We start from the raw sequence: 24,175 nt of genomic DNA on the forward strand, positions 1-24,175 counted from the left end.
CCTGGCGGAGCCGCACGTCAGCCCCGCGCGCCCTCTTCAGTGGGCGGGGCTGGGGTCACCTTGGTGGCAAGGCGGCGCCATTTCTCCTCCACGGTCACCTGGCGCAGGCGCCAGCCCTCCGGGGTGCGCAGGAGCGCGAAGTCGTACCGGCCACCGCATACCAGGTCCGGGGCCGTAGGGCTGCCGTTGGCCGCGAAGCGCATCGGGTTGAGGTAGTCGGCCCGCACGGAGGCGGTGTCGCCGGTGTCGTGTTCCAGGAAGCCGAACCGTACCTGGCGGTTGACGATCAGGTGCTGTCGCATGGCGAACAGCGCCAGGCTCTCGGCGAGCCATCCGGCGATCTGACCCGCGTCGCCCTCTATACCGCCGGCCGAACGGTAGTCGGCCCGTCCGTCCGCCGTGAACAGCATTCGGTACGCCGTCCAGTCGCCGTCGTCGACCGCCACCGCGTACGCGGTGATCAACTCGTCCACGGCCAGCCGGTCCATCACGGTCGCGAGCTCAGCGCGCTGCGTCATCGGCACAGTGTTGGGCATGGCGGGCGCTGAGCCAAGAGGCGCGCCGGGACAATCGGTGGTGCGGGGACATTCGGTGGTGCGGGGCGGGCCGACGCCCCGAACCTGTCGCCATGAACGGTCAATCCACCGAGCCGGAACCCCAGTTCCGCATCCGGGCCCGTACACGGGCTCCACGGTCGGCGGCCGTCCATCAGGCCCACCGGGCTGTGCCAACTCTGTTGGGTGAACCTGCCGAAGTATGGATCATGGCGGGGTGACGAAGTGGACGAAGGACGAACCTCCGGTCGAGCAGCCGGGCCCTGAGCCGGGGCTTTCCCCGTACCAGCAGGCGATGCGGGAAAGGCTGCTCGCGGCCCCCGTGGTGCCGGCGCCCGAGCCATGGCGGCGCATCGCGTACGCCCCGGTCGGCGGGCTGCTCGGGATCGGCTTCGCCTCGCACCCCGGCACCGGTCAGGACGTGGTCATGGTCGTCTCGCACGACGGTCACGGTCTCTTCGACGCCGTCACCGGAGAGAAGATCGCGCGGGACCGTGACCCTGATCCCGAGGACAGCAGCCCCGATGCAGATCCCGCTCTGTCGTGTCCTGGACTGGGACCGGTCGCCGGAAGCAGGGTGCGCATCGCCGGGCTCTTCGGAGGAGGACTGCACACCACCACCGAAGACGGCTGGAAGCTGGAGGTCGTTGCCCCGGCCTGGCCGAACGAGCGTGTCCTGCTCTCCCGCGGCAGCGGATTGCCGCACTCCGGTCCCCACGGGGAGCGCTGGTGGCACATCTTCCACTCCGACTACTCCGAGCTCCGCGCCGCCGGCTTCTCGCCCTCCGGGCAGACCCTTGCCGTGGCGACGAGCAGCGATCTGTCCCTGTGGACCCGCGGCGCCGGCCACAGCCGCAGTGGCAGCGACTGACCAGTGGATGCCTGGGACCAGGTGTGGCCGGCCGCGACGCGGCGGCACCCGGTCAGTCGAACGCCACGACCAGGCGGACGCCGTCGTCACCGAAGCGGCCTGCCAGCGCCTTCATCACCGCGAAGACATGTGGCCAGTGAGTCCCGGGGCCCAGGACGGCGCCGACGGTCAACGGTTCGTAGGCGCACATCACTTCGCCGGTGGACCACTCCACGCGGCGCGTCGCGCTGCGCACGTCCGCGGGCGGCGTGCCTGCCGCGGACAGGGCTTCCGGTGGCCATGGATCGGATACGAGCTGTTGACGCAGGGTCGATGGCAGCGATGTCGTGCGCCAGGTCAGCCGGCCGATGAAGTGATCGGGCGAGGCCCCGGGATCCAGGGAAGCGAGTTCCGCCCAGCTGACCCAGCTCGCGCCGTGCAGGTGGCCCGATGAAACCCAGGGCTCGAGCTGCGAGCGCATGCCGCTCGACAGGTCGGCGGGAAGACCGCGATCCGGTGCAAGGGGTGGAAAGCCCGCGTAGTTGCGCACCCCGAAGAGACAGCCGAAGGCCGCGTAGTCGGTCTCGTCGTACAGCGGCCAGAGATCCATGGCGGCCACCCACGGCTCGCCGTCGTAGTGGTCGGTGCCGACACCGGGATGACGAAACTCGATGCCGCCATGGATGTCCGTACTCACGGCGCCGCACCTTGACGGCGTCGGAGTGGACAGACACCCGCGGGCATCATCACTCCTCGACCTCGATGCCGAAATCCCGGACGAGCCCTTCCAGACCGCCCGTGTAGCCCTTGCCGCCCAGGACGAAGTCCCAGTCGCCGTTCGACCTGCGGCGGAACGAGCCGAGCACCAGGGCGGTTTCGCCTGGCCGCCCGTCGGAGACTCGCAGTCGTCCCAACTCGGCCAGCGCCGGGTCGAGCAGGCGGATGCAGGCGTCCGTGAAGCTGGAGAGATCGGCGTTCGGGTCGGCCTCCGGGTCGACGGCGGCCACCAGTACCAGTCGATCAGCGTCATCCGGCAGTCCGTCGAAGGAGACGCGGAGGGCGGCCCTGTCGGGTGCGGTGGCCGGGAGGGCACGGACAGAGCCGTCCGGCGTCTGCGGGTTGTTGTAGAAGACGAAGTGATCGTCGCTGAGGACGCGGTTGCCACGGCAGACGAGAGCGCACACGTCCAGGGCGACACTTCCGGTCCAGGACATGCCCAGGACGTTGTGCTCGTCGGGCAAGCGAGTGTCCACGACCGTCGGCGTCCGCTGTGCCACGGCACGACGGGCGCCATCTCCCAAGCGTCCCCGCAGGCCGTGACGATGCAGCAGGTCGACGAGTTCGGTTCCCGAGATCAGCTCCAGCGGCTTGCCGTTGGCGAAGGTGTGTGAGCCAGGGCCGAACCTCGAGGTCGTGACGAGCACACCCTTGTTGGCGCCGGTGTCCTGAACGGTCCCGTACAAGTCACGCACAGCGGTGGGCGGCACCGTGTTGCGGTAGCGCTTCACCTGCACGACGATCTTGCCGCCTCGGATCGGCGTCGGATCCAGTGCGTCGACGTCCACGCCGCCGTCGTTCGAGCGTTGCGTGGTGACCGCCTGCATCCCCATGGCGCGGAAGAGTTCGGCAACGAGGTTCTCGAAGGCGATGGGGTCCATGTCGAACAGGTCGGGTTCCTCGTCGCTGCCCTGCGTGACGACACGATGCCCGACCTCCTGCGGCCGACGGCTCGGCCGCACCGGCGTGAGTTGGTCGGGGCGGGCCGAGAGCTGCCCGCGCAGGGCATCGGCCAGACAGCTGCCGGCGTCCACCTGTGCCAAGCGCAGGTCGCGGAATGTCGAGCGTGGAGCCATGACCGTCGCCAGGTAGATGTGGCCTGGGCGGCCCGTCGTGGGGTCGTGTCCGTCCACGAACCCGTTCAAGGTCACCGACTCGAGCGCGCCCAGCTCGTCCGCGGCGAAGAGTTCGTGCAGCACGAGCAGCATGCACTGTGCCAGGACCTCCCGGTACAGGGACCGACGCTGACCCACTGGCCGGGGAGTCTCCTTGTCCTGGTCCGCACCGGGCATGTATCGAACGGACTTGACCTCGGGTACGACGCTGTAGGCGGGCAGCTCCCAGTCCAGCACCAGCTGTCCGGCTGCCGGGTCATAGGCTGCTGCGATCTGGCGTGGGAAGCCCTCAGGCCACGCAGTGGAGGCGTAGAGAGCGGCCGAGAAGTACTCGACCACGGAAGCGGGGTCGTGGCGTCTGACGCCTTCCGTCAGCTCGACGACGCCGGCGTTGTGCCGCCGCACCTCGGCCAGCTGGGCATCGGCCCATTCCCGGTACTCGCGTTGGTACGACGCCAACTGTTGCCGCCGCTGCGCCTCCGCTGCCTGGGCCGCGTGCCAGTCCTGCTCGAAGCGCGCCCTGGCCTCGGCCTGAGCCTGGGCGCGGCGACCGGCGGTCCATCCGCGGTCTGTCGGGTAGTGAGCGAAGTGCGGCATGGGCACGGGCTGCGCCAATGGTCCCGGAGCGAAGGGCTCGATCTCTTCGGTGCGCATGAGAGAGGAAGCCCTGAACGCCGGAGCCTGGCAGCCCGAGGCGAGAAGCTCTTGCAGCGCCGTGACCTGGGCGTCCAGTTCCTCGGTGCGACGGAGCGCCTCCGCCTGCCTGTGCTCGCGGTAGTTCTGGGCTGCCTGCCGTTGATACGCACGAGCCTGCTGTGCTTCCTGTCTCTGTCGTCTGGCTTCGGCCTCCCTCTGGCGCTGCTGCTGCCTCTGCATCTCAGCCCAGACGCCGACCAAGCCGTGAGAACGACGACTCATGTGTGTGCAGGCCCTCCCCAAGGCGCGCCGGCTGTCCCCGCAACCAGTTGTGACGGAACGACTTTATCCAGCGATGCCCGTATCGCACATCCACCGGGCAAGGCCACCGCCGGCAGAAGGGTCTGTGAGCGCCGCGCGGGATGCGAGGGGGCCCTGCCGCACGCCTGTCCGTCGCCCCCGCGCCCCGCCGGCCACCCAGGGGTACGGCCTGGTGCAGGCCGGAGAACTGGAGCGGGCGGCACGGCGGTTGCCTGAGGAACAGCCGTATCCGGTGGCGGACGAGGCGCTCGCGCATCTGCGGGCGTAGGCCGGCGGCAGCGGGCCGCCGGTCGGGTCAGGCCGCCTTGACGACCTCGCCACGGATCGCCTCGGCCCACTCGACCACCAAGAGCTCGTACTCCGCGCGCTCCTGAGCCGACAGGGTGCCGCCCGCACGCAGCCACAGTGCCCGGATCTGCTCGTTCACCTCGGCGGCAGACCGCACGGAACCAGAGGGCGGGACATCGGGGGACATGCGGACAGCCTAGGGGTAAGCACTGACACTGCGCTACCGTCCGGCTACCCAGAAGGTATGCGGTTGGTCACCGTCACCGACACCTGACCGCATCGGCACCCGGCCGCGGCAGAACCGGGGTAGGCCCCGACTCCCGGACTGTTCCAGGCGCTGGAAGGTCAAGGGACGTTCACGTGTCCGTGGTGTTGACCGGTCCCGGCGTCGCCGCTTACGTTGCAGCACAGGAGAAAGCGCTTGCTACATTGCTTGCCGTATTCCTCGCTATTGCTTCCGCACTGTCGGCCCGCGCGCCCGCCGTACCGGAGGAGTGCTGAACTCGCCTATGCCGCCCTCTCCCCTCCTGCCCAGGCCCGACCGCCCTCGTCCGGCAACCCCGTTCACCGGCCGGCGCATCCGGGCCGCCGTCATCGGCACCGGCGCCATCGGGCGCGGCTCCCATCTGCCCGCGCTGGCCCAACTCGCGCGGGAGGGTGAGACGGAGGTCGTCGCCGCCGTCGACATCGACCAGGACGCCGTCGAGGCCTTCTGCGCCGGGTCCGGCATCCCGCACGCCTACACCGACCTCGACCGGATGCTGGCCGAGCAGCGGCCCGACCTGGTCAGCGTCTGCACCCCGCCCACCCTGCACCGCGCGCAGACCGTGGCCGCGCTGAGCGCCGGGGCATGGGTGTGGTGCGAGAAGCCGCCGGTGCCCTCGCTCGCCGACTTCGACGCGATCGAGGCGGCGGAGGGCGCGGACGGCGGGCCGTACGCGGCGATCGTCTTCCAGCACCGGTTCGGCTCCGGATCCCGGCATGTGCGCCGACTGCTCGCCGAAGGCGCCCTCGGGCGGCCCCTGGTGGCGCACTGCCAGACCACGTGGTACCGCGACACCGCCTACTACGCCGTGCCCTGGCGCGGCCGCTGGCACACCGAGGGCGGCGGCCCGGCCATGGGCCACGGCATCCACCAGATGGACCTCCTGCTGGACCTGCTCGGGCCGTGGAGCGAGGTGCGGGCCATGGCCGGGCGGCTGGTGCACGACGTCGAGACGGAGGACGTCTCCACCGCCCTGGTCCGCTTCGGGAGCGGCGCCCTCGCGACCGTCGTCAACAGCGTGCTGAGCCCCGACGAGGTCAGCCGCATCCGCATCGACTGCGAGCGCGCGACCGTCGAACTGACCCACCTCTACGGGCACGCCAACGACGACTGGCGCATCACCCCGGCCCCGGACGTCCCCGCCGAACTGGCCGAACGGTGGCGGGACTTCGGTCCGGACGTGCCCAGCTCGCACCTGGCCCAACTGCGCGAACTGGTCGCGAGCATGCGCGCGGGTGACCGGCCCCGCAGCAGCGGCGCCGACGGGCGTACGAGCCTGGAGCTGATCACGGCCCTGTACAGGTCGGCCTTCACCGACACCACCGTCCGCGCCGGCGAGATCGGCCCCGGCGACCCCTACTACACCGCCCTGCACGGCGGCGCCCCCGGCTGGGCACCGGCGACGGCCGAGGAGGTCACGGCATGACCGGCGGCGGGCTGCGGGTGGTCCACGCGCACGGCGAACGGATCAGCGTCTGCGAACCGGTCACCGGCGTCGAGCTCTTCGCCTACGTCTACCGTCCCGAGGCCGCCTGGGAGGCGCCCCGGCCCTACCTCCACCCGGTCCGCACCCTCGCCGGCGCCGTCGTCACCGACTACCGCCCGAACGACCACCGCTGGCACAAGGGCCTGTCCCTGACCGCCTCGCACCTGTCGGGGGCGAACCTGTGGGGCGGCAACACCTACGTGCACGGGCAGGGGTATCTCGAACTGCCCGAGCGGGTCGGCTCGATGCGCCACGCCGGCTTCGACGAGATCTCCGCGGCCGACGGCCGGGCGGTGGTCGCCGAGCGGCTGACCTGGCATCCGTACGACGGTCAGCTGTGGGCCGAGGAGCAGCGGCGGATCGAGGTCCACGACGTCGACCCGGACTCCGGTTCCTGGGCGCTGACGTGGACCAGTGCGATCACCAACCGGCGCGCCGTACCGCTCCGCTTCGGCAGCCCGACCACCGCCGGGCGCGAACTGGCGGGCTACACCGGGCTGTTCTGGCGCGGTCCGCGTGCCTTCCGGGAGGGGCGGATCCTCGGGCCCGAGGGGGAGGGGCCCGAGCTGATGGGCACCCAGGCGCCCTGGCTCGCCTACTGCGGCGAACACGACGGCACCGACGGCCGTGCCACCCTCGTCTTCGCGCACGCCCCGGAGAACGACCACTCCGGCGCGGGCGGAACCCACCCCGCCCACTGGTTCGTCCGCAATGAGCCCTTCGCCGCCGTCGCCCCCTCCTGGTCCTTCTTCGAGGAGCTGGAACTCGCCCCCGGCGACACGCTCCGCCGCCGCTACCGGGTCGTCGTGGCGGACGGGGCCTGGCAGCGCGGGGACGTCGTCGAGTACCTGCAGGCGCATCCGTGGTGAGCGCCGGGGAGCACACGTTCACGGGTCTGCCCGGCGGGGTCGCCGTGTCCCGGCTGTGCGTGTACGACTGGCCCGCCGCCGACGGGGTGGGCGGCGGAACTCCCCATGTTCATCTGGCCTGTTCGGAGGCGTACGTCGTCACCGGCGGCCGGGGCGCGGTGCAGACGCTGACCGCGTCCGGCCAGGAGGTCACCCCGCTCGCGCCCGGCACGGTCGCCTGGTTCACGCCGGGCACCATCCACCGGCTGGTCAGCGAGGGCGATCTGCGCATCACCGTCCTCATGCAGAACAGCGGGCTGCCGGAGGCCGGGGACGCGGTGCTCACGCTTCCCCCGGAGTACCTGGCCGACCCGGAGACGTACGCCGCCGCCACCACGATCCCGGCCGACGTCCCGGAGGCCGAGCGGGGGCGGCTCGCTCGCGCTCGGCGTGACCTGGCCCTGGAGGGCTACCGGGCGCTCCGCGAGGCCTCGGGGCCGGAGCCCCTGGCCGCCTTCCACCGGGCCGCCGCCGCGCTCGTACGGCCGCGGATCGCCGAGTGGCGCCGGCGCTGGAGGAGCGGTGCCGCCGCTGCCGCCGCGGCCACGGGGGAGCAGCTGGATCGCCTGGAACGGGGTGACGTCGCGCACCTCGCCGAGGCGGTCGTACGGGCCGAACTGCCCGTTGAGCAGGGCAGGTTCGGGATGTGCGGGCGGCTGGACGTCTACCCGGGGCCCTAGCGGTCCTGCGGGCGTGCGGTGGTCCGTCCGCGCCGTGGCCGTGGAACAGGCCCGCAGCGGCAGATCGTGGCCGGTCGGCCCGGTCGCCCGGGCGGGTAGCCTTGAGAGGCGGGGAAGGGCCCGATGCGCAGGGAGGCCCGATGAAGTACGTGGTGTTCTACGAGTCGGCCGACGACCTGGAGGAGAAGGCGCCCGCCCACTTCGCCGCCCACGTGGCCCGCTACCAGCCGTTCGTCGAACGCGGCGAGCTGCTGCTGATCGGCCCGTTCGCGAACCCCCGGGAAGAGGGCTCGATGGCCGTCTTCCGCACGCGCGAGGCGGCCGAGGAGTTCGTCGCCGGTGACCCGTTCGTCCTGCACGGAGTGGTGAAGGCCTGGCACATCCGTGAGTGGAACGAGGTCCTCACGGCGCCCTGAGCCTCACGCCGCCGCCGGGCCGGTGCGCGTCCAGCCCGGCGCCTGCGGATGGGCCGTGAGGTCCTCGTGGCGGACCTCCTCGCCGCAGGCCCGGCAGGTGACCACCGGGACCAGTTCATTGCCGCAGCTGTGCTCGACGGCCATGGGCAGGTCGGCGCCCTTGCGGATGTGGCGGTCGCCCCACTCCTTGAGCGTCATCAGGACCGGCTCCAGGTCCAGCCCCGCCTGCGTGGCCCGGTACTCGAAGCGCTGGGGCCGCTCGCTGTAGGCGCGCCTGGTGAGGATGCCCGCCTCCACGAGCCGGCGCAGCCGGGCGGCCAGGACGTCGCGCGGGGCGCCGATGTTGCGCACGAGCTGGTCGAAGCGGCCGTTGCCCAGGCACACCTCGCGCAGGACGAGCAGGGAGTACTTCTCGCCGACCACCGCGAGGGCGTCGGCGATGGAGCAGGGGCGCGGGTCTTTCGTGGCGGCCATGAGGGCCAGTCTAGAGGAGGGTTTGTTTTTCCAACCCAGCGAGCTATGGTGAGTTTGGATTTCCTACTCACCGGTAGCTGTCGTAGCCCGCCCCCCGGCCCGCTGCGGACAGCCAGGCGGCCAAGGAGGGCCCCGCCATGCGCGACGCAGTGATCGTCGAAGCCGTACGCACCCCCATCGGCAAGGGCAAGCCGAACGGCTCCCTCGCCCACGTCCACCCCGTGCAGCTGCTCGCCCACACCCTGCGCACCCTGGTCGAGCGCTCCGGCGTCGACCCCGCGCTGATCGACGACGTCATCGGCGGCACCGTCGACCAGGTCGGCGAGCAGGCCATGAACACCACCCGGTACGCGGTCCTCGCCGCCGGCTTCCCCGAGACGGTCCCGGCGACCACGGTGGACCGCCAGTGCGGCTCCTCCCAGCAGGCCGTGCACTTCGCCGCGCAGGGCGTGCTGTCCGGGGCGTACGACCTGGTGGTCGCCTGCGGTGTGGAGTCGATGAGCCGGGTGCCGATGTGGTCCAACGTGCCCGCCGGCAAGGACCCGTTCGGTCCGGGCGTCGCCGAGCGCTACCCCGAGGGCCTGGTCCCGCAGGGCATCAGCGCGGAGCTGATCGCCGCCAAGTGGTCCCTCACCCGCGCCCGGATGGACGAGTTCGCCGTCTCCTCGCACCGCAAGGCCGCCGCGGCCTGGGACACGGGCCTGTTCGACGCCGAGATCGCGCCGCTGGACGGTGTCGCCCGCGACGAGTGCGTCCGCCCCGGCAGCAGCCCGGAGGTCCTCGCCGGCCTCAAGCCCGCCTACTACGACGCCGGCTTCGCCGAGCGCTTCCCGCAGATCGAGTGGAACGTGACCGCGGGCAACGCCAGCCCGATCAACGACGGCGCCTCCGCCGTCCTGATCACCTCCAGCGACACCGCGGCCCGCCTCGGCCTGCGCCCGCTCGCCCGCCTGCACAGCTTCGCCGTCACCGGTTCCGATCCGCTGCTGATGCTGACGGGCGTCATCCCGGCCACGGAGAAGGTGCTGCACAGGGCGGGGCTGAGGATGGCCGACATCGACCTCTTCGAGGTCAACGAGGCCTTCTCCAGCGTGGTGCTGGCCTGGCAGCAGGAGACCGGCGCCGATCTGGCCAAGGTCAACGTGCACGGCGGCGCGATCGCCCTGGGTCACCCGCTCGGCGCCAGCGGCACCCGGCTGACCACCACCCTGGTCCACGCCATGCGCGAGCGTGGCGCCCGTTACGCCCTGCAGACCATGTGCGAGGCGGGCGGACTGGCCAACGCGATGATCCTCGAGGGCGTCTGACCGGAGACCCTCACCGGCCGCGCAGGTGGTGACGCTTGCGCCAGGCCACCACCGCGCCCAGCAGCGCCGGTACGGCGATACCGGCCATCGCGATCAGGAAGGCGGGAGACGTCGGCGCGGCCGCGCGGGCGCCGGCGACCGCGTAGGCGGCGGTGTTCGGGATCGAGCCGACGGCCGTGGCCAGCAGGAACGGCCACCAGCGCATACGGGAGACGGCCGCGATGTAGTTCGCCGCCCAGAACGGCACGCCGGGGAAGAGCCGGGCCGCCAGCATGGACCGGAACCCGTGCCGGCTCAGCTGGCCGTCGGCCGCCTTCAACCAGCGGCCCCGCAGCAGCGGGCGCAGCGCGTCCTGCCCGAGCACCCGGCCGAGCCCGAACGCCACGCCCGCCCCGAGCACCGTCCCCGCCAGCGACGTCACCAGCCCCAGCTGCGAGCCGAACAGCGCGCCCGCCGCCAGATTGAGCAGGGGACGCGGCACGAACGCCACGGTGCACAGCCCGTACGTCACACCGAACACCGCGGCCGCCGCGGCTCCGCCCAGCTGCGGCGGCCACCCGTGCGTCAGCAGCCGCTGCGGCTCGAAGGCCAGCACGCACGCGGCGGCACCGGCGAGCAGGGCGAGCAGCAGTGACAGCCGGGCATGGGGATGCGCCAGCGCCCGCGCACACCGCCCGGCGAACCCGGCGCGGGGCAGCGGTGACACGGGTACGACGAGCTCCGTGGCGGCGGCCGGGGGAGAGGCCGTGGCGGTGCCAGAGCGGTTGGCATCGAGCATCCGGTGACATTAACCGACGAGCGCGTGTGATCGCCGTCAGGTAGGCCGCACCGAGCGGGTCCGGGCACCTCGGGCACCCGGACCCATGGACCCATGTCCTACGCGGCGAGCGCGTGACCGGGGTGCAGTACCACCTTGGTGTAACCCTCGACCCGCTTGTCGAACTTCTCGTACGCCTGTGGCGCCTGGTCCAGCGGGAGCTCGTGGGAGACCACGAAACTGGGCTTGGCGCGCCCGGCGATGATCAGGTCGCGCAGCTGGCGGTTGTACCGCTTGACGTTGCACTGACCGGTGCCCATCTGCTGGCCCTTCTCGAACATCTTGCCGATGGAGACCAGTAGCTGACCGTGCTTGGCGTGCTCGTCGGGGCCGCCCGGGTCCGAGGGCACGTACAGACCCGGCACACCGAGCACGCCCGTCGGCCGTACCGTCATGACCAGCTCATTGAGGACGATGGCCGGTTCCTCGTGGCTGGCGTCGTGTGCCTGGGCCTGGTAGCCGACGGCGTCGACACCCTTGTCGGTGCCCTCGCCTGCGGTCTGCTCCTTGATCTGCTCCGCCGGGTCGCCCTTGGTGAAGTCGATCGGGATGGCCCCGATCTCCTCCGCCTTGGCGAGCCGCTCGGGCACCCGGTCGACGGAGAACACCTTCGACGCACCGCGCAGCAGTGCCGAGTAGGCGGCCATCAGCCCCACCGGTCCGGCGCCGTAGACGGCCACGCTCTCACCGGGGGAGACCTGGGCGAGTTCGCAGCCGTGGTAGCCGGTCGGGAAGATGTCGGCGAGCAGCACGAAATCGGTCTCGAACTCGTCACCCGGAGGCAGTTTCAAACAGTTGAAGTCGGCGAACGGCACCCGCAGCAGCTCGGCCTGTCCGCCCTTGTACGGGCCCATCGCCACATAGCCGTAGGCCCCGCCCGCGAACCCGGGATTGACCGTCAGGCAGAAGCCGGTCTTCCCGGCGAGACAGTTCTTGCAGAATCCGCAGGCGACGTTGAACGGCATCACGACACGGTCGCCCTGGGACAGGGAGGTCACACCGCTGCCGACCTCCTCGATGATGCCGAGGTTCTCGTGCCCGAAGACGATGCCCGACTCGGCCGCCGTGCGGCCCTCGTACATGTGCAGGTCCGAGCCGCATATGGCGCTCGACGTGACGCGTACGAGCACATCGTTGGGATGCTGGATCCGGGGATCCTGGACGTCCTTCACCACCACGCTGAAAGGCTCTTCGTAGACGACGGCTTTCACGTCTGTCACCTCCGCCGCTGTACCACCGCTACTTCCAGGTAACGCCGGTGCGGAAGGGGGTGCAACCCCCGTCGCGAGGGCCGCTGAGCTGGGGTTCGCGCCGGATGTCCGAACGTGCATTCGATAGTATGGTTCGTTCATGACTGCCACGGGCGCGACCCCGCCGCATGTGCCGCGCAGTGCTCTCGCCGACACCGTGCTGGAGCGGGTGACGGCCGTGTTCGCGGCCGCCGCCGATCCCGGTCGGGCCGGACCGATGCGGGCGTACATGAAGGACGTGGCGCCCTTCCTCGGCATCCCCACCCCGTACCGCCGTGCCCTGTCCCGCACCGTCCTCGCGGGCACCCCGCGCCCCGACGAGGCCGACTGCACCGCGATCGCACTGCGCTGCTGGGCGCTGCCCGAGCGTGAGTACCACTACTTCGCGGTGGACTGTCTGCGCCGGCACGCCGGACGGTGCTCCTCCGGCCTCCTGCCGGTGATCCGGTACCTCGTGACGACCGTCCCGTGGTGGGACACCGTCGATGCGCTCGCGGCGCACGTGGTCGGCCGGCTGGTCGCCGCCGACCCCGCGCTCGGCGCGGACATGGACGCCTGGATCACCGACGGCGACCTGTGGCCGGTGCGCACGGCCCTGCTCCACCAGCTGACCCGCAAGGAACACACCGACACCGACCGGCTGTTCGGCTACTGCCTGCTCCAGTCCGGGCACCCCGACTTCTTCATCCGCAAGGCGATCGGCTGGGCCCTGCGCGAGTACGCCAAGACCGACCCCGAGGCCGTACGGGCCTTCCTGGCGCGCGAGCGGGGCCGGTTCGCCCCGCTGACCGTCCGGGAGGCGCTGAAGAACATCGGCGCCTGAGCAGGCCTCGACGCGGGCTCCACCGCAGGCCCCAACTCGCCGACCACCGAAAATCGTTCGACGCGGGACATCTGCTCGGCGATGATCGACCCATGTTCCGGTACGCCTTCCTCCTCGCAGCATCCGCCGTCGCGGATGCGCCGAAGGCTGCCGTCCTGATCCTCGTGGCCGCTGTCGACGGCGCCCGAAGCTGACCCTCCCCGGAACGTCCGGCGGACCCCGCAGGGGGAGGGTCGGCCAGTCCCCGGGGTCCCGATTCTCCTTTCAAGGCTGAGAGGCTTCGAGGTACAGCCATGTCCAAAACGGCCTACGTGCGCACCAAGCCGCACCTGAACATCGGCACCATGGGTCATGTCGACCACGGCAAGACCACCCTGACCGCCGCCATCACCAAGGTCCTCGCCGAGCGCGGCACCGGCACCTTCGTGCCCTTCGACCGCATCGACCGGGCCCCGGAGGAGGCCGCGCGCGGCATCACCATCAACATCGCGCACGTCGAGTACGAGACCGACACCCGGCACTACGCCCACGTGGACATGCCGGGCCACGCCGACTACGTCAAGAACATGGTCACCGGCGCCGCACAGCTCGACGGGGCGATCCTCGTCGTGTCCGCGCTCGACGGGATCATGCCGCAGACCGCCGAACACGTGCTGCTCGCCCGGCAGGTGGGCGTCGACCACATCGTCGTCGCGCTCAACAAGGCCGACGGCACGGACGACGAGGAGCTCGTCGACCTCGTCGAGCTGGAGGTCCGCGACCTGCTCACGGCGCAGGGCTACCCGGGCGACGCCGTACCGGTCGTACGGGTCTCGGGGCTGCGGGCGCTGGAGGGCGACCCGCGGTGGACGGCGGCCATCGAGGCGCTGCTCGACGCGGTGGACACCTACGTGCCCATGCCGGAGCGGTACCTGGACGCGCCGTTCCTGCTGCCGGTGGAGAACGTGCTCACCATCACCGGCCGGGGCACGGTCGTCACCGGCGCGGTGGAGCGGGGGACGCTCCGCCTCGGGGACCGGGTGGCGGTGCTGGGTGCCGAGGTCGAGACCGTGGTCACCGGCCTCGAGACCTTCGGCAAGCCGATGCAGGAGGCGCAGGCCGGGGACAATGTGGCGGTGCTGCTGCGGGGCGTGCCACGCGACGCCGTGCGGCGCGGGCATGTCGTGGCGGCTCCCGGGAGCGTGGTGCCCGCCCGGCGGTTCTCGGCGCGGGTGTATCTGCTGTCCGGACGCGAAGGGGGTCGTACGACCCCGGTGGCGACCGGGTACCGGCCGCAGTTCTACATCCGGACCGCGGATGTGGTGGGGGACGTCGACCTCGGGGAGGCGGGGATCGCCCGGCCCGGGGAGACCGTGGAGATGACGGTCGAGCTGGGGCGGGAGGTTCCCCTGGAGCCCGGTCTCGGCTTCGCCATCCGTGAGGGGGGCAGGACTGTGGGAGCCGGGACGGTGACCACTGTGGAGTGAGGCCGGTGTCGCGCTCGCCCACAATGGAGAAGTGAACGCATCGATACCCGTCACCCGCGCCACCGACCACGGCACCGCCAAGCTGATGCCCGACGTCGACCGGGAGCGGGCCTGGCTGCTCACGGTCGACGGAGCGCCACAGTCCTACGTCGATCTCGATGAGCCGACGTACCTGGAGTTCGAGTACGCGCGGCGCCTCGGGCACGTGCTGGACACCGTTGCCGAGGCCGGACGGCCGCTGGACGTGGTGCACCTGGGCGGGGGAGCGCTGACCCTGCCCAGGTACGTGGCTGCGACGCGGCCCGGCTCGCGGCAGGACGTCGTCGAGGCCGACCGGGGGCTGCTGGACCTGGTCGCCGAGTATCTGCCGCTGCCGGAGGGCCCGGGCATCGCGGTGCACGCCGCCGATGCCCGGGCCTGGCTGGAGGCGGCCCCGGACGATCACGCCGATGTGCTGATCGCCGACGTCTTCGGCGGGTCCCGGGTGCCGGCGCATCTGACCACGCTCGCCTACGCGCGGGAGGCCGAGCGGGTGCTGCGCCCGGGCGGGGTCTATCTGGCCAACCTCGCCGACGCCGCGCCGTTCGGGTTCCTGCGGTCCCAACTGGCCACGTTCTCCGCCGTTTTCGAGGAGCTGCTGCTGATCGCCGAGCCCGCGGTGCTGCGCGGCCGGAGGTTCGGGAACACGGTGCTCGTCGCCGCGCACCGGCCCCTGGACACCGCCGTCCTGGCCCGGCGTACCGCGGCGGACGCCTTTCCGGCGCGGGTCGAACACGGGGCGTCGGTGCGGGAGTTCACCGGTCCGGCGCGGCCGGTGGAGGACGCCGAGGCCGTACCGTCACCCGAGCCTCCCGGCGGGTCGTTCGGCATCGGCTGACCCGACGGCGCCCCGATCTGCAGCATCCTGGACAACCTTTCCGCCCACACCGGTGCCGACGTCCGCCGCGCAGACCGGGGCCGTCGCGTCACCTTCGCCAGAACAGGTGGTGTGTCACGCCGCTCGGGCTGGGCACGACCTCCAGGTGGAACCGGTCGAGCAGCTCATCGGGGGACTCCCACAGCCGTAGTCCGGGCCCGAGCTTCACCGGCGAGACCGCCACGTGCATGGTGTCGACGAGGTCGGCATCGAGAAACTGCCGGACGGTGGTGACCCCGCCGCCGAGCCGGACGTCCTTGCCCCGTGCCGCTTCCCGCGCCCGTTCGAGGACCGCGGCCGGGTCGCCGTCGACGAAGTGGAACGTGGTGTCGGAGAGCGTGAACGACGGGCGCGTGTGGTGGGTCATGACGAACACCGGTGTGCGGAACGGGGGCTCCTCCCCCCACCAGCCGCGCCACTCATGGTCCTGCCAGGGCCCGCGCTGGGGCCCGAACTTGTTGCGGCCCATGATCTCGGCACCGATGTTGCGCGCGAAGTCTCGCGTGAAGTAGTCATCGAGGCCCCGGCTTCCCCCGGCATCCGTGCGCATGGGCCAGCTCGCCGTGGCTCCGGCCCAGGCGAACAGCCTCTCGGGATGGTCGTGGCCGAACGGCCGCTCGAGACTCTGGTGCTCACCGGCACCGATTCCGTCACTCGAGACGGTGAAGTTCATGACTCTCAGTAGTTGATCCACGGGTGTCCTCGGCAGGTCCTGTCGCGTCGTCGTGTGGCGGGGCGCCGCACATCATGACGTCGAACGGGACGTGGCCGGATCGACAGCGGCCCACAACTTCTTCCGAGGCGCGTCGGGAAGCGCCACCGCCGGCGGTGTGGTCGTGGCGGACGTCACCGCCTCGGCCCGTTCCCCGCGCCGCATGCCTCGGGCAGGCCGAGCGGCCGGGTTCAGCCGCCGATGTCGAGTGGCTGACGGCGGATCCGGGAGTGGTTCCGGCCCTGGAAGGTACGGCGGTACGCGGCGGGTGAGACGCCGATCGCGGCGGCGAGGTGCTGGCGCAGTGAGGAGGCGCTGCCGAACCCGGCGTGCTCGGCGACCTGGTCCACCGGCAGGTCGCTGGACTCCAGCAGCCTGCGGGCGAGTTCCAGCCGCTGGGCGGTGAGCCACTGGCCGGGGGTCCGGCCGGTCTCGGCGAGGAAACGACGGCTGAAGGTGCGCACGCTCATACCCGCCTGGGCCGCCAACTCGGCGAGCTGGATGGGCCGGTGGAGCTGCTGGAGGGCCCACTCGCGGGCCCCGGCGGTGTCGCTGCCGCTGTCATCGGGGACGGGGCGGGCGATGTACTGGGCCTGCCCGCCGTCCCGCCACGGCGGAACGACGCAGAGGCGGGCGACCTGGTTGGCGACCTCGCTGCCGTGGTCGCGGCGGATCAGGTGCAGGCAGAGGTCCATCCCGGCGGCGGCGCCGGCCGAGGTGAGCACGTCGTCGTCGTCCACGTAGAGCACGTCGGTGTCGAGCGGGGTCCGCGGGTACAGCTCGCGGAAGCGCTTGCTGTGCGCCCAGTGCGTGGTGGCGGGCCGCCCGTCGAGCAGTCCGGCGGCGGCGAGGACGAAGGAGGCCGTGCAGATCGACACCAGGCGGGTCCCTGGCCGCAGCTGGGCCAGAGCGGTGGCGACCGGTTCGGGGAGCGGGCCGCTGCCGCCGATCGGGTCCTTGACGGCCGCCACGATCAGGGTGTCGGCGGTGGCGATCACGCCTGCGTCGTGCTCGACGGCGATCGAGAAGTCCTCGCTGGTCCGCACCGGCCGGCCGTCCGGGGTGCAGGTGAGCACCTCGTAGAGCCGGTTCCCGTCCGGGCCGTGGGCGAGGCCGAAGGCCTTGGCGGGGATGCCGAGTTCGAAGGGGACGACGCCGGGGAGGGCGAGGACGACGACGCGGTGCCTGGTCTGCTGCATGGCCAGATTCTCTCACTTATTGGCAATCTGGCCACTCGTTTGGGCCGCCCGGCGGCGCCAGGCTGTGGATCAACCGCGAACGAGACGGGGGAGTGATTCCGGATGGCGGAGAAGATGCTGGCCGTTGCCTTCGAAGAGCCGGGTGGGCCGGAGGTCCTGAAGGTCGTGGAACGGGAGCGGCCGGTACCCGGTCCGACGGAGATCCTGGTCCGCGTGCACGCGGCCGGCGTCAATCCGGTGGACTGGAAGACCCGGGCGGCCGGTGTCCTGTACCTGCCTGGTGACGGCATCGTGGGGTGGGACGTCTCGGGTGTGGTGGAGGCCGTCAGCCGCGGCGTGAGACTCTTCCGGCCGGGCGACGAGGTGTACGGCATGCCGGGCTTTCCGCGGATGGTCGGCGGCTATGCGCAGTACGTGGCCGCTCCGGCACGCCACTTCGCCCCCAAGCCGGCCGGACTCGACCACGTGCAGGCGGCGGCCCTGCCGCTGGCCGCGCTGACGGCCTGGCAGGCCCTGGTGGACACGGCGGCCCTGCGGGAGGGACAGCGCGTCCTGGTGCACGCCGCGGCGGGTGGCGTGGGGCACCTGGCGGTGCAGATCGCCAAGGCGTACGGCGCGTACGTCATCGGCACGGCCGGCGCGGGCAAGCACGGGTTCGTGCGGGGGCTGGGCGCGGACGAGGTGATCGACTACACGGAGGTCGACTTCGCGTCCGTCGTCTCCGATGTGGACGTGGTGATCGACCCGATCGCCGGGGACTACCAGGAGCGCTCGCTGTCGGTCCTGCGCGACGGCGGCACGTTGATCACCCTTCCGGCTCGCGAGACCGAGGCGCTCGCCTCGGCTGCGGCCGCGCGCTCCGTCCGCTCCGGCTTCATGCTGGTCGAGCCCGACCGGCGAGCGCTGCTGGCCATCACGGAGTTGGTCGAGACCGGCAGGCTCAAGGTCCACGTCGACGCCGTCTTCCCGCTGGCGGACGCCGCCAAGGCCCACGAGCTCGGTGAAACCGGCAGGACCGCGGGGAAGTTGGTGCTCACCGTCGACTGATGGAACGTCACTGCCCGACCACAACGCGCAAAGAGGCTTCTCATCGTGGCCAGCAGCCAGAAATCAGCCGGCCCGCCGTTGGTGGCCGCGCGAGCTGACGCCATTCCCTGGACGACGATATCGGTGGTCTTGTCCGCCCTGTTCATGGCGGTCCTCGACTCGTTCATCGTCGTGGTCGCCGATCCCTCGATCGTGGCGGGCCTACACGCCTCCGCCGGCGATGTCCAGTGGGTTCTGGCGGGTTATCAGCTGAGTTACGCGGTCTTCATCATCACCGCCACTCGCCTGGCCGACCTGTACGGCCGCAGGCGGATCCTCCTTCTCGGGGTGGCCCTGTTCACTCTGTCATCAGTCGCGTGTGCGCTGTCACCGAACGCGGGCAGCCTTGTCGCCGCGCGCGTCGTCCAGGGCCTGGGAGCGGCCCTGATGGTTCCCCAGGTGTTCGCGTTCGTCACCGTGCTGGTGCCGGCAGCGAGGCGGCACAGCGTCTACGGCGCGGTCGGCATCGTCATGGGGATGGCCACCATCGGCGGACAACTCATCGGCGGACTGCTGATCGGTGCCAACCTGTTCGGCTCCGGCTGGCGCCTGGTGTTCTGGGTGAACGTGCCGATCGGGACCGCCCTGTTCCTGCTCGCCGTTCGGCACCTGCCGAAGACCGGCTCGGCTGCCACCCGCAAGCTGGACGTGCCCGGCGTCCTGGTGCTCAGCGCGGCCCTCTTCCTCTTGGTGCTCCCGCTGATCCAGGGGCAGGAGGCGGGCTGGCCATGGTGGGTCTGGGCCTGCTTCGCGGGCAGCGCGGTCGCGTTCGGCTCGTTCGTCGCGGTCGAGCGGGGCCTGGAACGGCGGGGCGGGGATCCGCTGGTACCGCTGGCGCTGTTCAGACAGCGCTCGTTCTCGCTCGGGATCATTCTCGTCCTGGCCCTGTACGCGCTGATCTACTCGTACTACCTGGCCTTGTCGGTGACGATGCAGCAGGGCCTCGGGATGTCGGCGCTCGGCGCCGGCCTGGTCCAGGCGCCGGCAGCCACCGCGTTCTTCGTGTTCAGCATGGTGGCGAGCCGGATCATCCCGACATATGGACGACGTGTCCTTGAGGTCGGGGCGATCATACTGGCGAGCGGTTACCTGGCGGCCGGCCTCTTGCTGGTCTCCGGCCCGCGGATCACTCCGCTGCTCGTGATCCCCGCCCTCGTTGTGCAGAGCGTCGGTGGGGGACTGGTCATCACTCCGGCGCTCAATACGGTGCTGAGCCGCGTCACACCGGAGTCGGCGGGTGTCGCGTCCGGGGTCCTGTCCACGGCCCAGCAGTGTGGCGGAGCGCTGGGCGTCGCCGTTGTCGGAGCGGTCTTCTTCGGCTCGTTCCATCCCGCGGCAGTAGGCAGGGTTGCCGCCGCCGGCCACGCCTTTGCCGTCGCGTCGTTCGGGGTGTTCGTCCTCGCTGTCACAGCGGGCATCGTCGTCTTCCTTCTGCCGAAGCGGGCGGCGGCCCAGGGCTGAGCGCGAGGATCACCCGCCATGGCCGGGCCGCGGATGCGGCGGGTCCAGCCGTAGGGACGTGCGGGGGGGGCGGCGGGCCGGACGTCCGCCGTTTTGTAGGGCCACCGCTCGGCTGGGGGGGCGCGTTGGCCCCGGGGGACCGGCGGGCCCGCAAAAACAAGCCGGACGCGGCGCCGCGTGCTTCCGCCGCGCTGCCCGATGCCCCCGCACCCGCCGTTGTCGCCGCACCGCCGTTGCCGCGGCGCCCGCCTCGGCCTTGTCGTTCGTGTTCCGGCCCACCGGGACGCGGCGGGCCGGAACACCCGGCGGGCTCACTGATTCGTCGGGTCTCCGTGCAGCCGGACGGTGCCGAGGATCTTCAGCACGGTTGCCTTGGACACCTCGCCGTTCACTCCCTTGGCGCCGTAGAAGTCGAACGACACGTAGTCGTGCGCCGAGTTCTGGAAGCCGAACGTGAGCGCCTTGCCGTCGGACACACACTTGCCCTTCCGTGGCGTGTGGGTCGACTGGGCCCACGCGTAGCTGCCCTCGACACCCGAAGCGGACTTGAAGGATGTGGGTTTCTTGTCCCACGAGATGCTCTTCTTGTCCGGCATGGTGTAACCGCCGTAGATCCACCAGGGCGGTGTGTTGATGGCGATCTCGTCCGTGTTCTTGGCGCCGCTCGCCCCCTTGGTGCCCACGACCGCCAGCGGGGTGTCCTCGGTGCGGCCGTCCTTGTCGTCGTCCGAGGTGCACCAACTGGACTTGTACTCGGCGAGACCCGACATGGTGATGCCCTTGTCCTTCTCGCTCTTCGGGAAGGTGAAGCCGACCGCGACGCCGGGGGACTGGACCTCCCACTCCGCCGGCACGTCGAACGCGACGCCCCACTTGGGGTTCACCACGACCTTCCAGCCGGGAATGGTCGGCTTCTCCGTCTCGGCTCCGCGCGGGTCGTCCGTCACCGACGGACTGGCCGTGGTCTGGGAGGCGGGCGACTGGCTCGCGTGCTGCCCGCCCTTGCCGTCGGCCTGGTCCTTCTTGTCGTTCTTCCCGCCGAGGACGAGATAGCCGGTCACTCCGGCGGCCACCACGACCGCCGTGGCCGCGGCGATCGCGATCAGCCTGGTGCGGCCGCCGCCGGACTGCGGCGGCTGCGGGACGGGCACGGTGGGCGGCTGCTGCTGCCCCCACTGCGGCTGCTGACCGTACGGCCCGGCCTGCGGATACTGCTGGTATCCCGGCTGCTGGTACGGGTTCGGCTGCTGGTAACCCGGCTGCTGGTACGGATTGTGCTGCGGGTTGTTCTGCGGGTTCTGCGCGCCCCCTGGCGGCTGCTGATCTGGCCACATGGCCAGTAACCCTAGTGCCGCCAGGGACACGATTCGGTCACCGGCCCTCGTCAGGGTCGTAGCGAAGCGGGGCGACTCAGTGGAGGGGAGGACGCGGGCCGCGGCTCCCTGCTGGTCAGGTTCGGCTACTCATGAGTAACATGGCGCCATGAGCGCAGACCAGATGTCGATCGGCGAGATGCTCGCCGCCACCGTGCCCATGGCCCGGACGCTGAACCTCGAGTTCCTGGAGACCTCTCCGGACAAGGCGGTCGTGTCCCTGCCGGACCAGGGCGCGTATCACAACCACGTGGGCGGGCCGCACGCCGGTGCGATGTTCACCCTCGGTGAGTCGGCCAGCGGGGCCATCGTGCTCGCCGCCTTCGGGGAGCAGCTCTCCCGCGCGGTGCCGCTGGCCGTCCGAGCCGACATCGCCTACAAGAAGCTCGCGATGGGTGCCGTCACCGCGACCGCCACGCTGGGCCGTCCGGCCGCCGACGTCGTCGCCGAGCTGGACGCCGGGCAGCGCCCCGAGTTCCCCGTGGCGATCGAGATCCGCCGCGCCGACGGCGCCGTGACCGGGGAGATGACCGTCGTCTGGACGCTGCGTCCCAACGGCTAGGCGGACATGGGTGAGGGGGAGGGGGCCCGCAGAAGGGCCCTTCCCCTTGCGTGCGTTCTCGCTACGCCGCCCGTCGCCCGCCCCTGCCGCCGGCTGCGCCCTCCTCCAGTCCTGCCACGAACTCCCTGAGCCAGTCGGTGAATTCGGGGCCGAGGTCGGGGCGGGCACAGGCCAGCCGGACCACCGTGCGCAGATAGTCGGCCTTGTCGCCGGTGTCGTAGCGCAGACCGTCGAAGACGACCCCGTGCACGGCGCCGGCCGCCGCGAGGTCCTGGAGGGCGTCGGTCAGCTGGATCTCCCCGCCGCGGCCCGGCGGGGTGCGCTCCAGCACGTCGAACACGGCCGGGTCGAGGACATACCGGCCGATGACCGCGTACCGGCTCGGCGCGGCCGCGGGCGCCGGCTTCTCCACCAGTCCGGTGACGCGTACGACCCCGTCCTCGCCCGCCGGTTCCACCGCCGCGCAGCCGTAGAGGTGGATCTGCGCCGGGTCGACCTCCATCAACGCCACCACGCTGCCCGCGTGACGTTCGCGGACCTGAAGCATCCGGCTCAGCAGGGTCTCGCGCGGGTCGATCGGATCGTCGCCGAGGAGAACCGCGAAGGGCTGGTCACCGACGTGGTGGCGGGCGCACAGTACGGCGTGGCCGAGCCCGAGCGGGTCGCCCTGGCGGATGTGGTGGATGTCGGCGAGCCGCGCCGGATCGCGCACCGCGTCCAGACGTACGGTGTCGCCCTTGGCCGCCAGCGCCTGCTCCAGTTCGAAGGCGCTGTCGAAGTGGTCCTCGATGGCCCGTTTGTGCCGGCCGGTGACCATCAGGATGTCGTCCAGGCCGGCCGCGGCCGCCTCCTCGACCACGTACTGGATGGCCGGCTTGTCGACGACCGGCAGCATCTCCTTCGGTGTGGCCTTGGTCGCGGGCAGGAAGCGGGTGCCGAGTCCGGCGGCCGGTACGACGGCCTTGCGGACCGTACGGGGGTGGGCGGGGGTCGCCGGGGAGTGGGGGACGATCATGCGGCCCATGCTCGGGTACGCCGATGAGAGCGCGCCCGGAGAAACATGGGAACGGGCTGTGGAAGTGATACCGGCGGTAACGCCTGTGTATTTCACCGACTTTGAAGTCGAGTCAATCGAACTTCTTGTTTCCTGTGAGTCGCATGTGCGAAGGTGAGCCTTCCCGCGGGAGGGCAGAGGCGGGCGTCGAACGCCCAGGCCGGCCCTTTAGGTATGTACCAGAACCAGGTATGCCCCACCTCGCACTGCTTTCCGACAGGACGGCATTTCGTGTGCGGTCCTGCGGCTGGAAGGAAATGGTTCCGTGCAGTCCCCACACCCCCCACGCCCGCCCTACCCGCCGCTGCCCGGTTCGCCCGGGGAGTCCGACCGCGATCTCGCCGCCCGGCTCGGCGGCCCCCACCCCGTCCGCCATCACGCCGTCGCCCTGCTGCTGGCCCGCCACTGGCGCGCCGCCCGCGACTACGCCGTCGTCTGTCTGGCCTCCGCCGGTCCCGTGCCGCAACTCGTGGCCACCGCCGCCTTCCACGAGGTCCTCGGGCGGATGGCGGGCGGAGTGGCCGGCGGCGCCCTGCGCCCGCAGCTGCTCGTCGCCGTCCGCGACATCGTCCGCGCCTGGGCGGCGGACGACGTGGCCTGCGCGACCCTGCCGGAATTGCGCAAACCCGCCGGAGGCCGCGGACTGCGTGCGACAAACCCCGGAACACCGGAAAGGCGACAACTCGCCGAACGCGCGTTCCGGGCACTTCCCGGCGCCTCGCAATGCCTTCTGTGGCACACCGAGGTGGAAGCGGAACCGATAAACATACCCGCTGGTCTGCTGGGTATCGATCCGGCCACCGCGACGGCCGCCCTGGAACAGGCGCGCGATCAATTCCGGGCGGGCTGCGTACGCGCCCACCGGGAACTCGCGCCCTCCAGGGAATGCCGCTTCTACAACCGGCTGCTGGACGTCCCCATGCGCCGTGGCGGCGCCCTGCTGCCGGAGGTGCGACAGCACCTGGAGGCCTGTGCCTACTGCCGGTACGCCGCCGAGACCTTCGGCCTGTTCGACGGCGGCCTGGGCCTCCTGCTCGCCGAGACCGTGCTCGGCTGGGGCGCCCGCCGCTACCTCGACTCCCGGCCCGGACGCGCCGCCGCCGAGGACCTGCCGTACGCACCGGCACCGGCACCCGCCCCGGCGGCAGCGGGGGCGGGGGCGGGCGGCAGGCACCGCACCGGGCCCGGCAGCCGCCACCGCACGGCAGTGGCCGTCGGCGTCGGACTGGTCTCGCTCGCGCTGCTCGCCACCGTCCTCGCGGTCAGGAGCTGGTCCGACGACAACGGTGTCCCCGTACCCGGCGCCACCTGGGGCGCCCCCGCCGTGTCCTTCCTGATCAGAAGTGGTGGAAGCCGCTGAGGAACCAGGTGAGGAAGCC

General features: G+C 71.4%; 23 protein-coding genes and 1 pseudogene. 13 read left to right on the forward strand and 11 right to left on the reverse strand.

Translation table 11 applies throughout. The features are described 5' to 3' along the window. Positions 1 to 17: 17 nt before the first annotated feature. Positions 18 to 518 carry a nuclear transport factor 2 family protein gene (locus ABT288_RS33450; protein WP_351615878.1) on the reverse strand — a complete coding sequence of 167 codons (501 nt, stop codon included), beginning with the start codon at positions 516 to 518 and terminating at the stop codon, positions 18 to 20. Between the two features lie 253 nt (positions 519 to 771). On the opposite strand from ABT288_RS33450, the gene ABT288_RS33455 reads away from it, so the two are divergent. Next, the gene (locus ABT288_RS33455) at positions 772 to 1,425 is read left to right on the forward strand and encodes a hypothetical protein (protein ID WP_351615881.1); all 654 of its coding nucleotides are present in this window, start codon (positions 772 to 774) and stop codon (positions 1,423 to 1,425) included. 52 nt (positions 1,426 to 1,477) lie between these two features. Here the strand turns inward: ABT288_RS33455 and ABT288_RS33460 are convergent, their stop codons facing one another. The 3 genes from ABT288_RS33460 to ABT288_RS33470 all read right to left on the reverse strand — a co-directional run bounded on the left by ABT288_RS33460 (position 1,478) and on the right by ABT288_RS33470 (position 4,728). Continuing rightward, positions 1,478 to 2,101: a hypothetical protein gene (locus ABT288_RS33460; RefSeq protein WP_351615883.1), complete on the reverse strand. Its 624-nt coding sequence runs from the start codon at positions 2,099 to 2,101 to the stop codon at positions 1,478 to 1,480. Between the two features lie 49 nt (positions 2,102 to 2,150). After that, complete coding sequence (locus ABT288_RS33465; protein WP_351615886.1) at positions 2,151 to 4,214, reverse strand: restriction endonuclease; 2,064 nt, start codon at positions 4,212 to 4,214, stop codon at positions 2,151 to 2,153. Positions 4,215 to 4,548: 334 nt separating this feature from the next. Beyond that, entirely contained in the window at positions 4,549 to 4,728 is a 180-nt protein-coding gene (locus ABT288_RS33470; RefSeq protein WP_351615888.1) for a hypothetical protein, read from the reverse strand. A gap of 322 nt (positions 4,729 to 5,050) precedes the next feature. On the opposite strand from ABT288_RS33470, the gene ABT288_RS33475 reads away from it, so the two are divergent. The 4 genes from ABT288_RS33475 (at position 5,051) to ABT288_RS33490 (ending at position 8,296) form a co-directional block, all read left to right on the forward strand. Continuing rightward, positions 5,051 to 6,232, forward strand: coding sequence for a Gfo/Idh/MocA family protein (locus ABT288_RS33475; protein WP_351615891.1), 1,182 nt, complete (start codon positions 5,051 to 5,053; stop codon positions 6,230 to 6,232). Then, positions 6,229 to 7,161 carry a DUF6807 domain-containing protein gene (locus tag ABT288_RS33480; RefSeq protein ID WP_351615893.1) on the forward strand — a complete coding sequence of 311 codons (933 nt, stop codon included), beginning with the start codon at positions 6,229 to 6,231 and terminating at the stop codon, positions 7,159 to 7,161. Before ABT288_RS33475 ends, ABT288_RS33480 begins: the two co-directional genes overlap by 4 nt. Next, positions 7,158 to 7,880 (forward strand): cupin domain-containing protein, encoded by a 723-nt coding sequence (locus ABT288_RS33485; protein WP_450859575.1) that lies wholly within the window; start codon positions 7,158 to 7,160, stop codon positions 7,878 to 7,880. The genes ABT288_RS33480 and ABT288_RS33485 overlap by 4 nt, the downstream gene beginning before the upstream one ends. Before the next feature lie 140 nt (positions 7,881 to 8,020). Continuing rightward, a complete protein-coding gene (locus tag ABT288_RS33490; protein ID WP_351615898.1) occupies positions 8,021 to 8,296 on the forward strand; it encodes a YciI family protein in 276 nt (91 codons plus the stop codon). Between the two features lie 3 nt (positions 8,297 to 8,299). On the opposite strand, the gene ABT288_RS33495 is transcribed toward ABT288_RS33490, so the two are convergent. Continuing rightward, on the reverse strand, positions 8,300 to 8,770 hold the full coding sequence (locus ABT288_RS33495) for a winged helix-turn-helix transcriptional regulator (RefSeq protein ID WP_351615901.1): 471 nt from the start codon (positions 8,768 to 8,770) through the stop codon (positions 8,300 to 8,302). Positions 8,771 to 8,907: 137 nt separating this feature from the next. On the opposite strand from ABT288_RS33495, the gene ABT288_RS33500 reads away from it, so the two are divergent. Beyond that, entirely contained in the window at positions 8,908 to 10,077 is a 1,170-nt protein-coding gene (locus ABT288_RS33500) for a thiolase family protein (protein ID WP_351615904.1), read from the forward strand. A 10-nt stretch (positions 10,078 to 10,087) separates the two neighbouring features. On the opposite strand, the gene ABT288_RS33505 is transcribed toward ABT288_RS33500, so the two are convergent. Then, positions 10,088 to 10,855 (reverse strand): TVP38/TMEM64 family protein, encoded by a 768-nt coding sequence (locus ABT288_RS33505; RefSeq protein WP_351615906.1) that lies wholly within the window; start codon positions 10,853 to 10,855, stop codon positions 10,088 to 10,090. A 98-nt stretch (positions 10,856 to 10,953) separates the two neighbouring features. Then, on the reverse strand, positions 10,954 to 12,105 hold the full coding sequence (locus tag ABT288_RS33510; protein ID WP_351615937.1) for a glutathione-independent formaldehyde dehydrogenase: 1,152 nt from the start codon (positions 12,103 to 12,105) through the stop codon (positions 10,954 to 10,956). Positions 12,106 to 12,244: 139 nt separating this feature from the next. Here ABT288_RS33510 and ABT288_RS33515 point away from each other — a divergent pair, with 139 nt between their 5' ends. The 3 genes from ABT288_RS33515 to ABT288_RS33525 all read left to right on the forward strand — a co-directional run bounded on the left by ABT288_RS33515 (position 12,245) and on the right by ABT288_RS33525 (position 15,310). Continuing rightward, on the forward strand, positions 12,245 to 12,967 hold the full coding sequence (locus ABT288_RS33515; protein ID WP_351615908.1) for a DNA alkylation repair protein: 723 nt from the start codon (positions 12,245 to 12,247) through the stop codon (positions 12,965 to 12,967). A gap of 293 nt (positions 12,968 to 13,260) precedes the next feature. Continuing rightward, the gene (gene tuf / locus ABT288_RS33520; RefSeq protein ID WP_351615911.1) at positions 13,261 to 14,433 is read left to right on the forward strand and encodes an elongation factor Tu; all 1,173 of its coding nucleotides are present in this window, start codon (positions 13,261 to 13,263) and stop codon (positions 14,431 to 14,433) included. 31 nt (positions 14,434 to 14,464) lie between these two features. Then, positions 14,465 to 15,310, forward strand: a complete 846-nt coding sequence (locus ABT288_RS33525; protein ID WP_351615914.1) for a spermidine synthase — start codon at positions 14,465 to 14,467, stop codon at positions 15,308 to 15,310. Between the two features lie 88 nt (positions 15,311 to 15,398). On the opposite strand, the gene ABT288_RS33530 is transcribed toward ABT288_RS33525, so the two are convergent. Both ABT288_RS33530 and ABT288_RS33535 read right to left on the reverse strand, forming a co-directional pair. Continuing rightward, positions 15,399 to 16,043 carry a dihydrofolate reductase family protein gene (locus ABT288_RS33530; protein ID WP_351615916.1) on the reverse strand — a complete coding sequence of 215 codons (645 nt, stop codon included), beginning with the start codon at positions 16,041 to 16,043 and terminating at the stop codon, positions 15,399 to 15,401. A gap of 209 nt (positions 16,044 to 16,252) precedes the next feature. After that, the gene (locus ABT288_RS33535) at positions 16,253 to 17,260 is read right to left on the reverse strand and encodes a GlxA family transcriptional regulator (RefSeq protein ID WP_351615919.1); all 1,008 of its coding nucleotides are present in this window, start codon (positions 17,258 to 17,260) and stop codon (positions 16,253 to 16,255) included. A 102-nt stretch (positions 17,261 to 17,362) separates the two neighbouring features. Between ABT288_RS33535 and ABT288_RS33540 the strand changes: the two genes are divergently transcribed. Together ABT288_RS33540 and ABT288_RS33545 are read left to right on the forward strand one after the other, a co-directional pair. Then, positions 17,363 to 18,307 carry an NADP-dependent oxidoreductase gene (locus tag ABT288_RS33540; protein WP_351615922.1) on the forward strand — a complete coding sequence of 315 codons (945 nt, stop codon included), beginning with the start codon at positions 17,363 to 17,365 and terminating at the stop codon, positions 18,305 to 18,307. A 45-nt stretch (positions 18,308 to 18,352) separates the two neighbouring features. After that, positions 18,353 to 19,807: an MFS transporter gene (locus tag ABT288_RS33545; protein ID WP_351615925.1), complete on the forward strand. Its 1,455-nt coding sequence runs from the start codon at positions 18,353 to 18,355 to the stop codon at positions 19,805 to 19,807. 311 nt (positions 19,808 to 20,118) lie between these two features. Here the strand turns inward: ABT288_RS33545 and ABT288_RS33550 are convergent, their stop codons facing one another. Beyond that, positions 20,119 to 21,141 (reverse strand): DUF8017 domain-containing protein, encoded by a 1,023-nt coding sequence (locus ABT288_RS33550; RefSeq protein ID WP_351615928.1) that lies wholly within the window; start codon positions 21,139 to 21,141, stop codon positions 20,119 to 20,121. A 148-nt stretch (positions 21,142 to 21,289) separates the two neighbouring features. Between ABT288_RS33550 and ABT288_RS33555 the strand changes: the two genes are divergently transcribed. Further along, positions 21,290 to 21,742, forward strand: coding sequence for a DUF4442 domain-containing protein (locus ABT288_RS33555; RefSeq protein ID WP_351615931.1), 453 nt, complete (start codon positions 21,290 to 21,292; stop codon positions 21,740 to 21,742). 61 nt (positions 21,743 to 21,803) lie between these two features. Here ABT288_RS33555 and galU read toward each other — a convergent pair whose 3' ends face one another. After that, entirely contained in the window at positions 21,804 to 22,757 is a 954-nt protein-coding gene (gene galU, locus ABT288_RS33560; RefSeq protein ID WP_351615934.1) for a UTP--glucose-1-phosphate uridylyltransferase GalU, read from the reverse strand. A gap of 304 nt (positions 22,758 to 23,061) precedes the next feature. Here galU and ABT288_RS33565 point away from each other — a divergent pair. After that, a pseudogene (locus ABT288_RS33565) lies at positions 23,062 to 24,117 on the forward strand (RICIN domain-containing protein); the annotation flags it as partial. Positions 24,118 to 24,175: the final 58 nt, after the last annotated feature.

Source organism: Streptomyces sp. NPDC001093, assembly GCF_040298985.1.
Classification (GTDB): domain Bacteria; phylum Actinomycetota; class Actinomycetes; order Streptomycetales; family Streptomycetaceae; genus Streptomyces.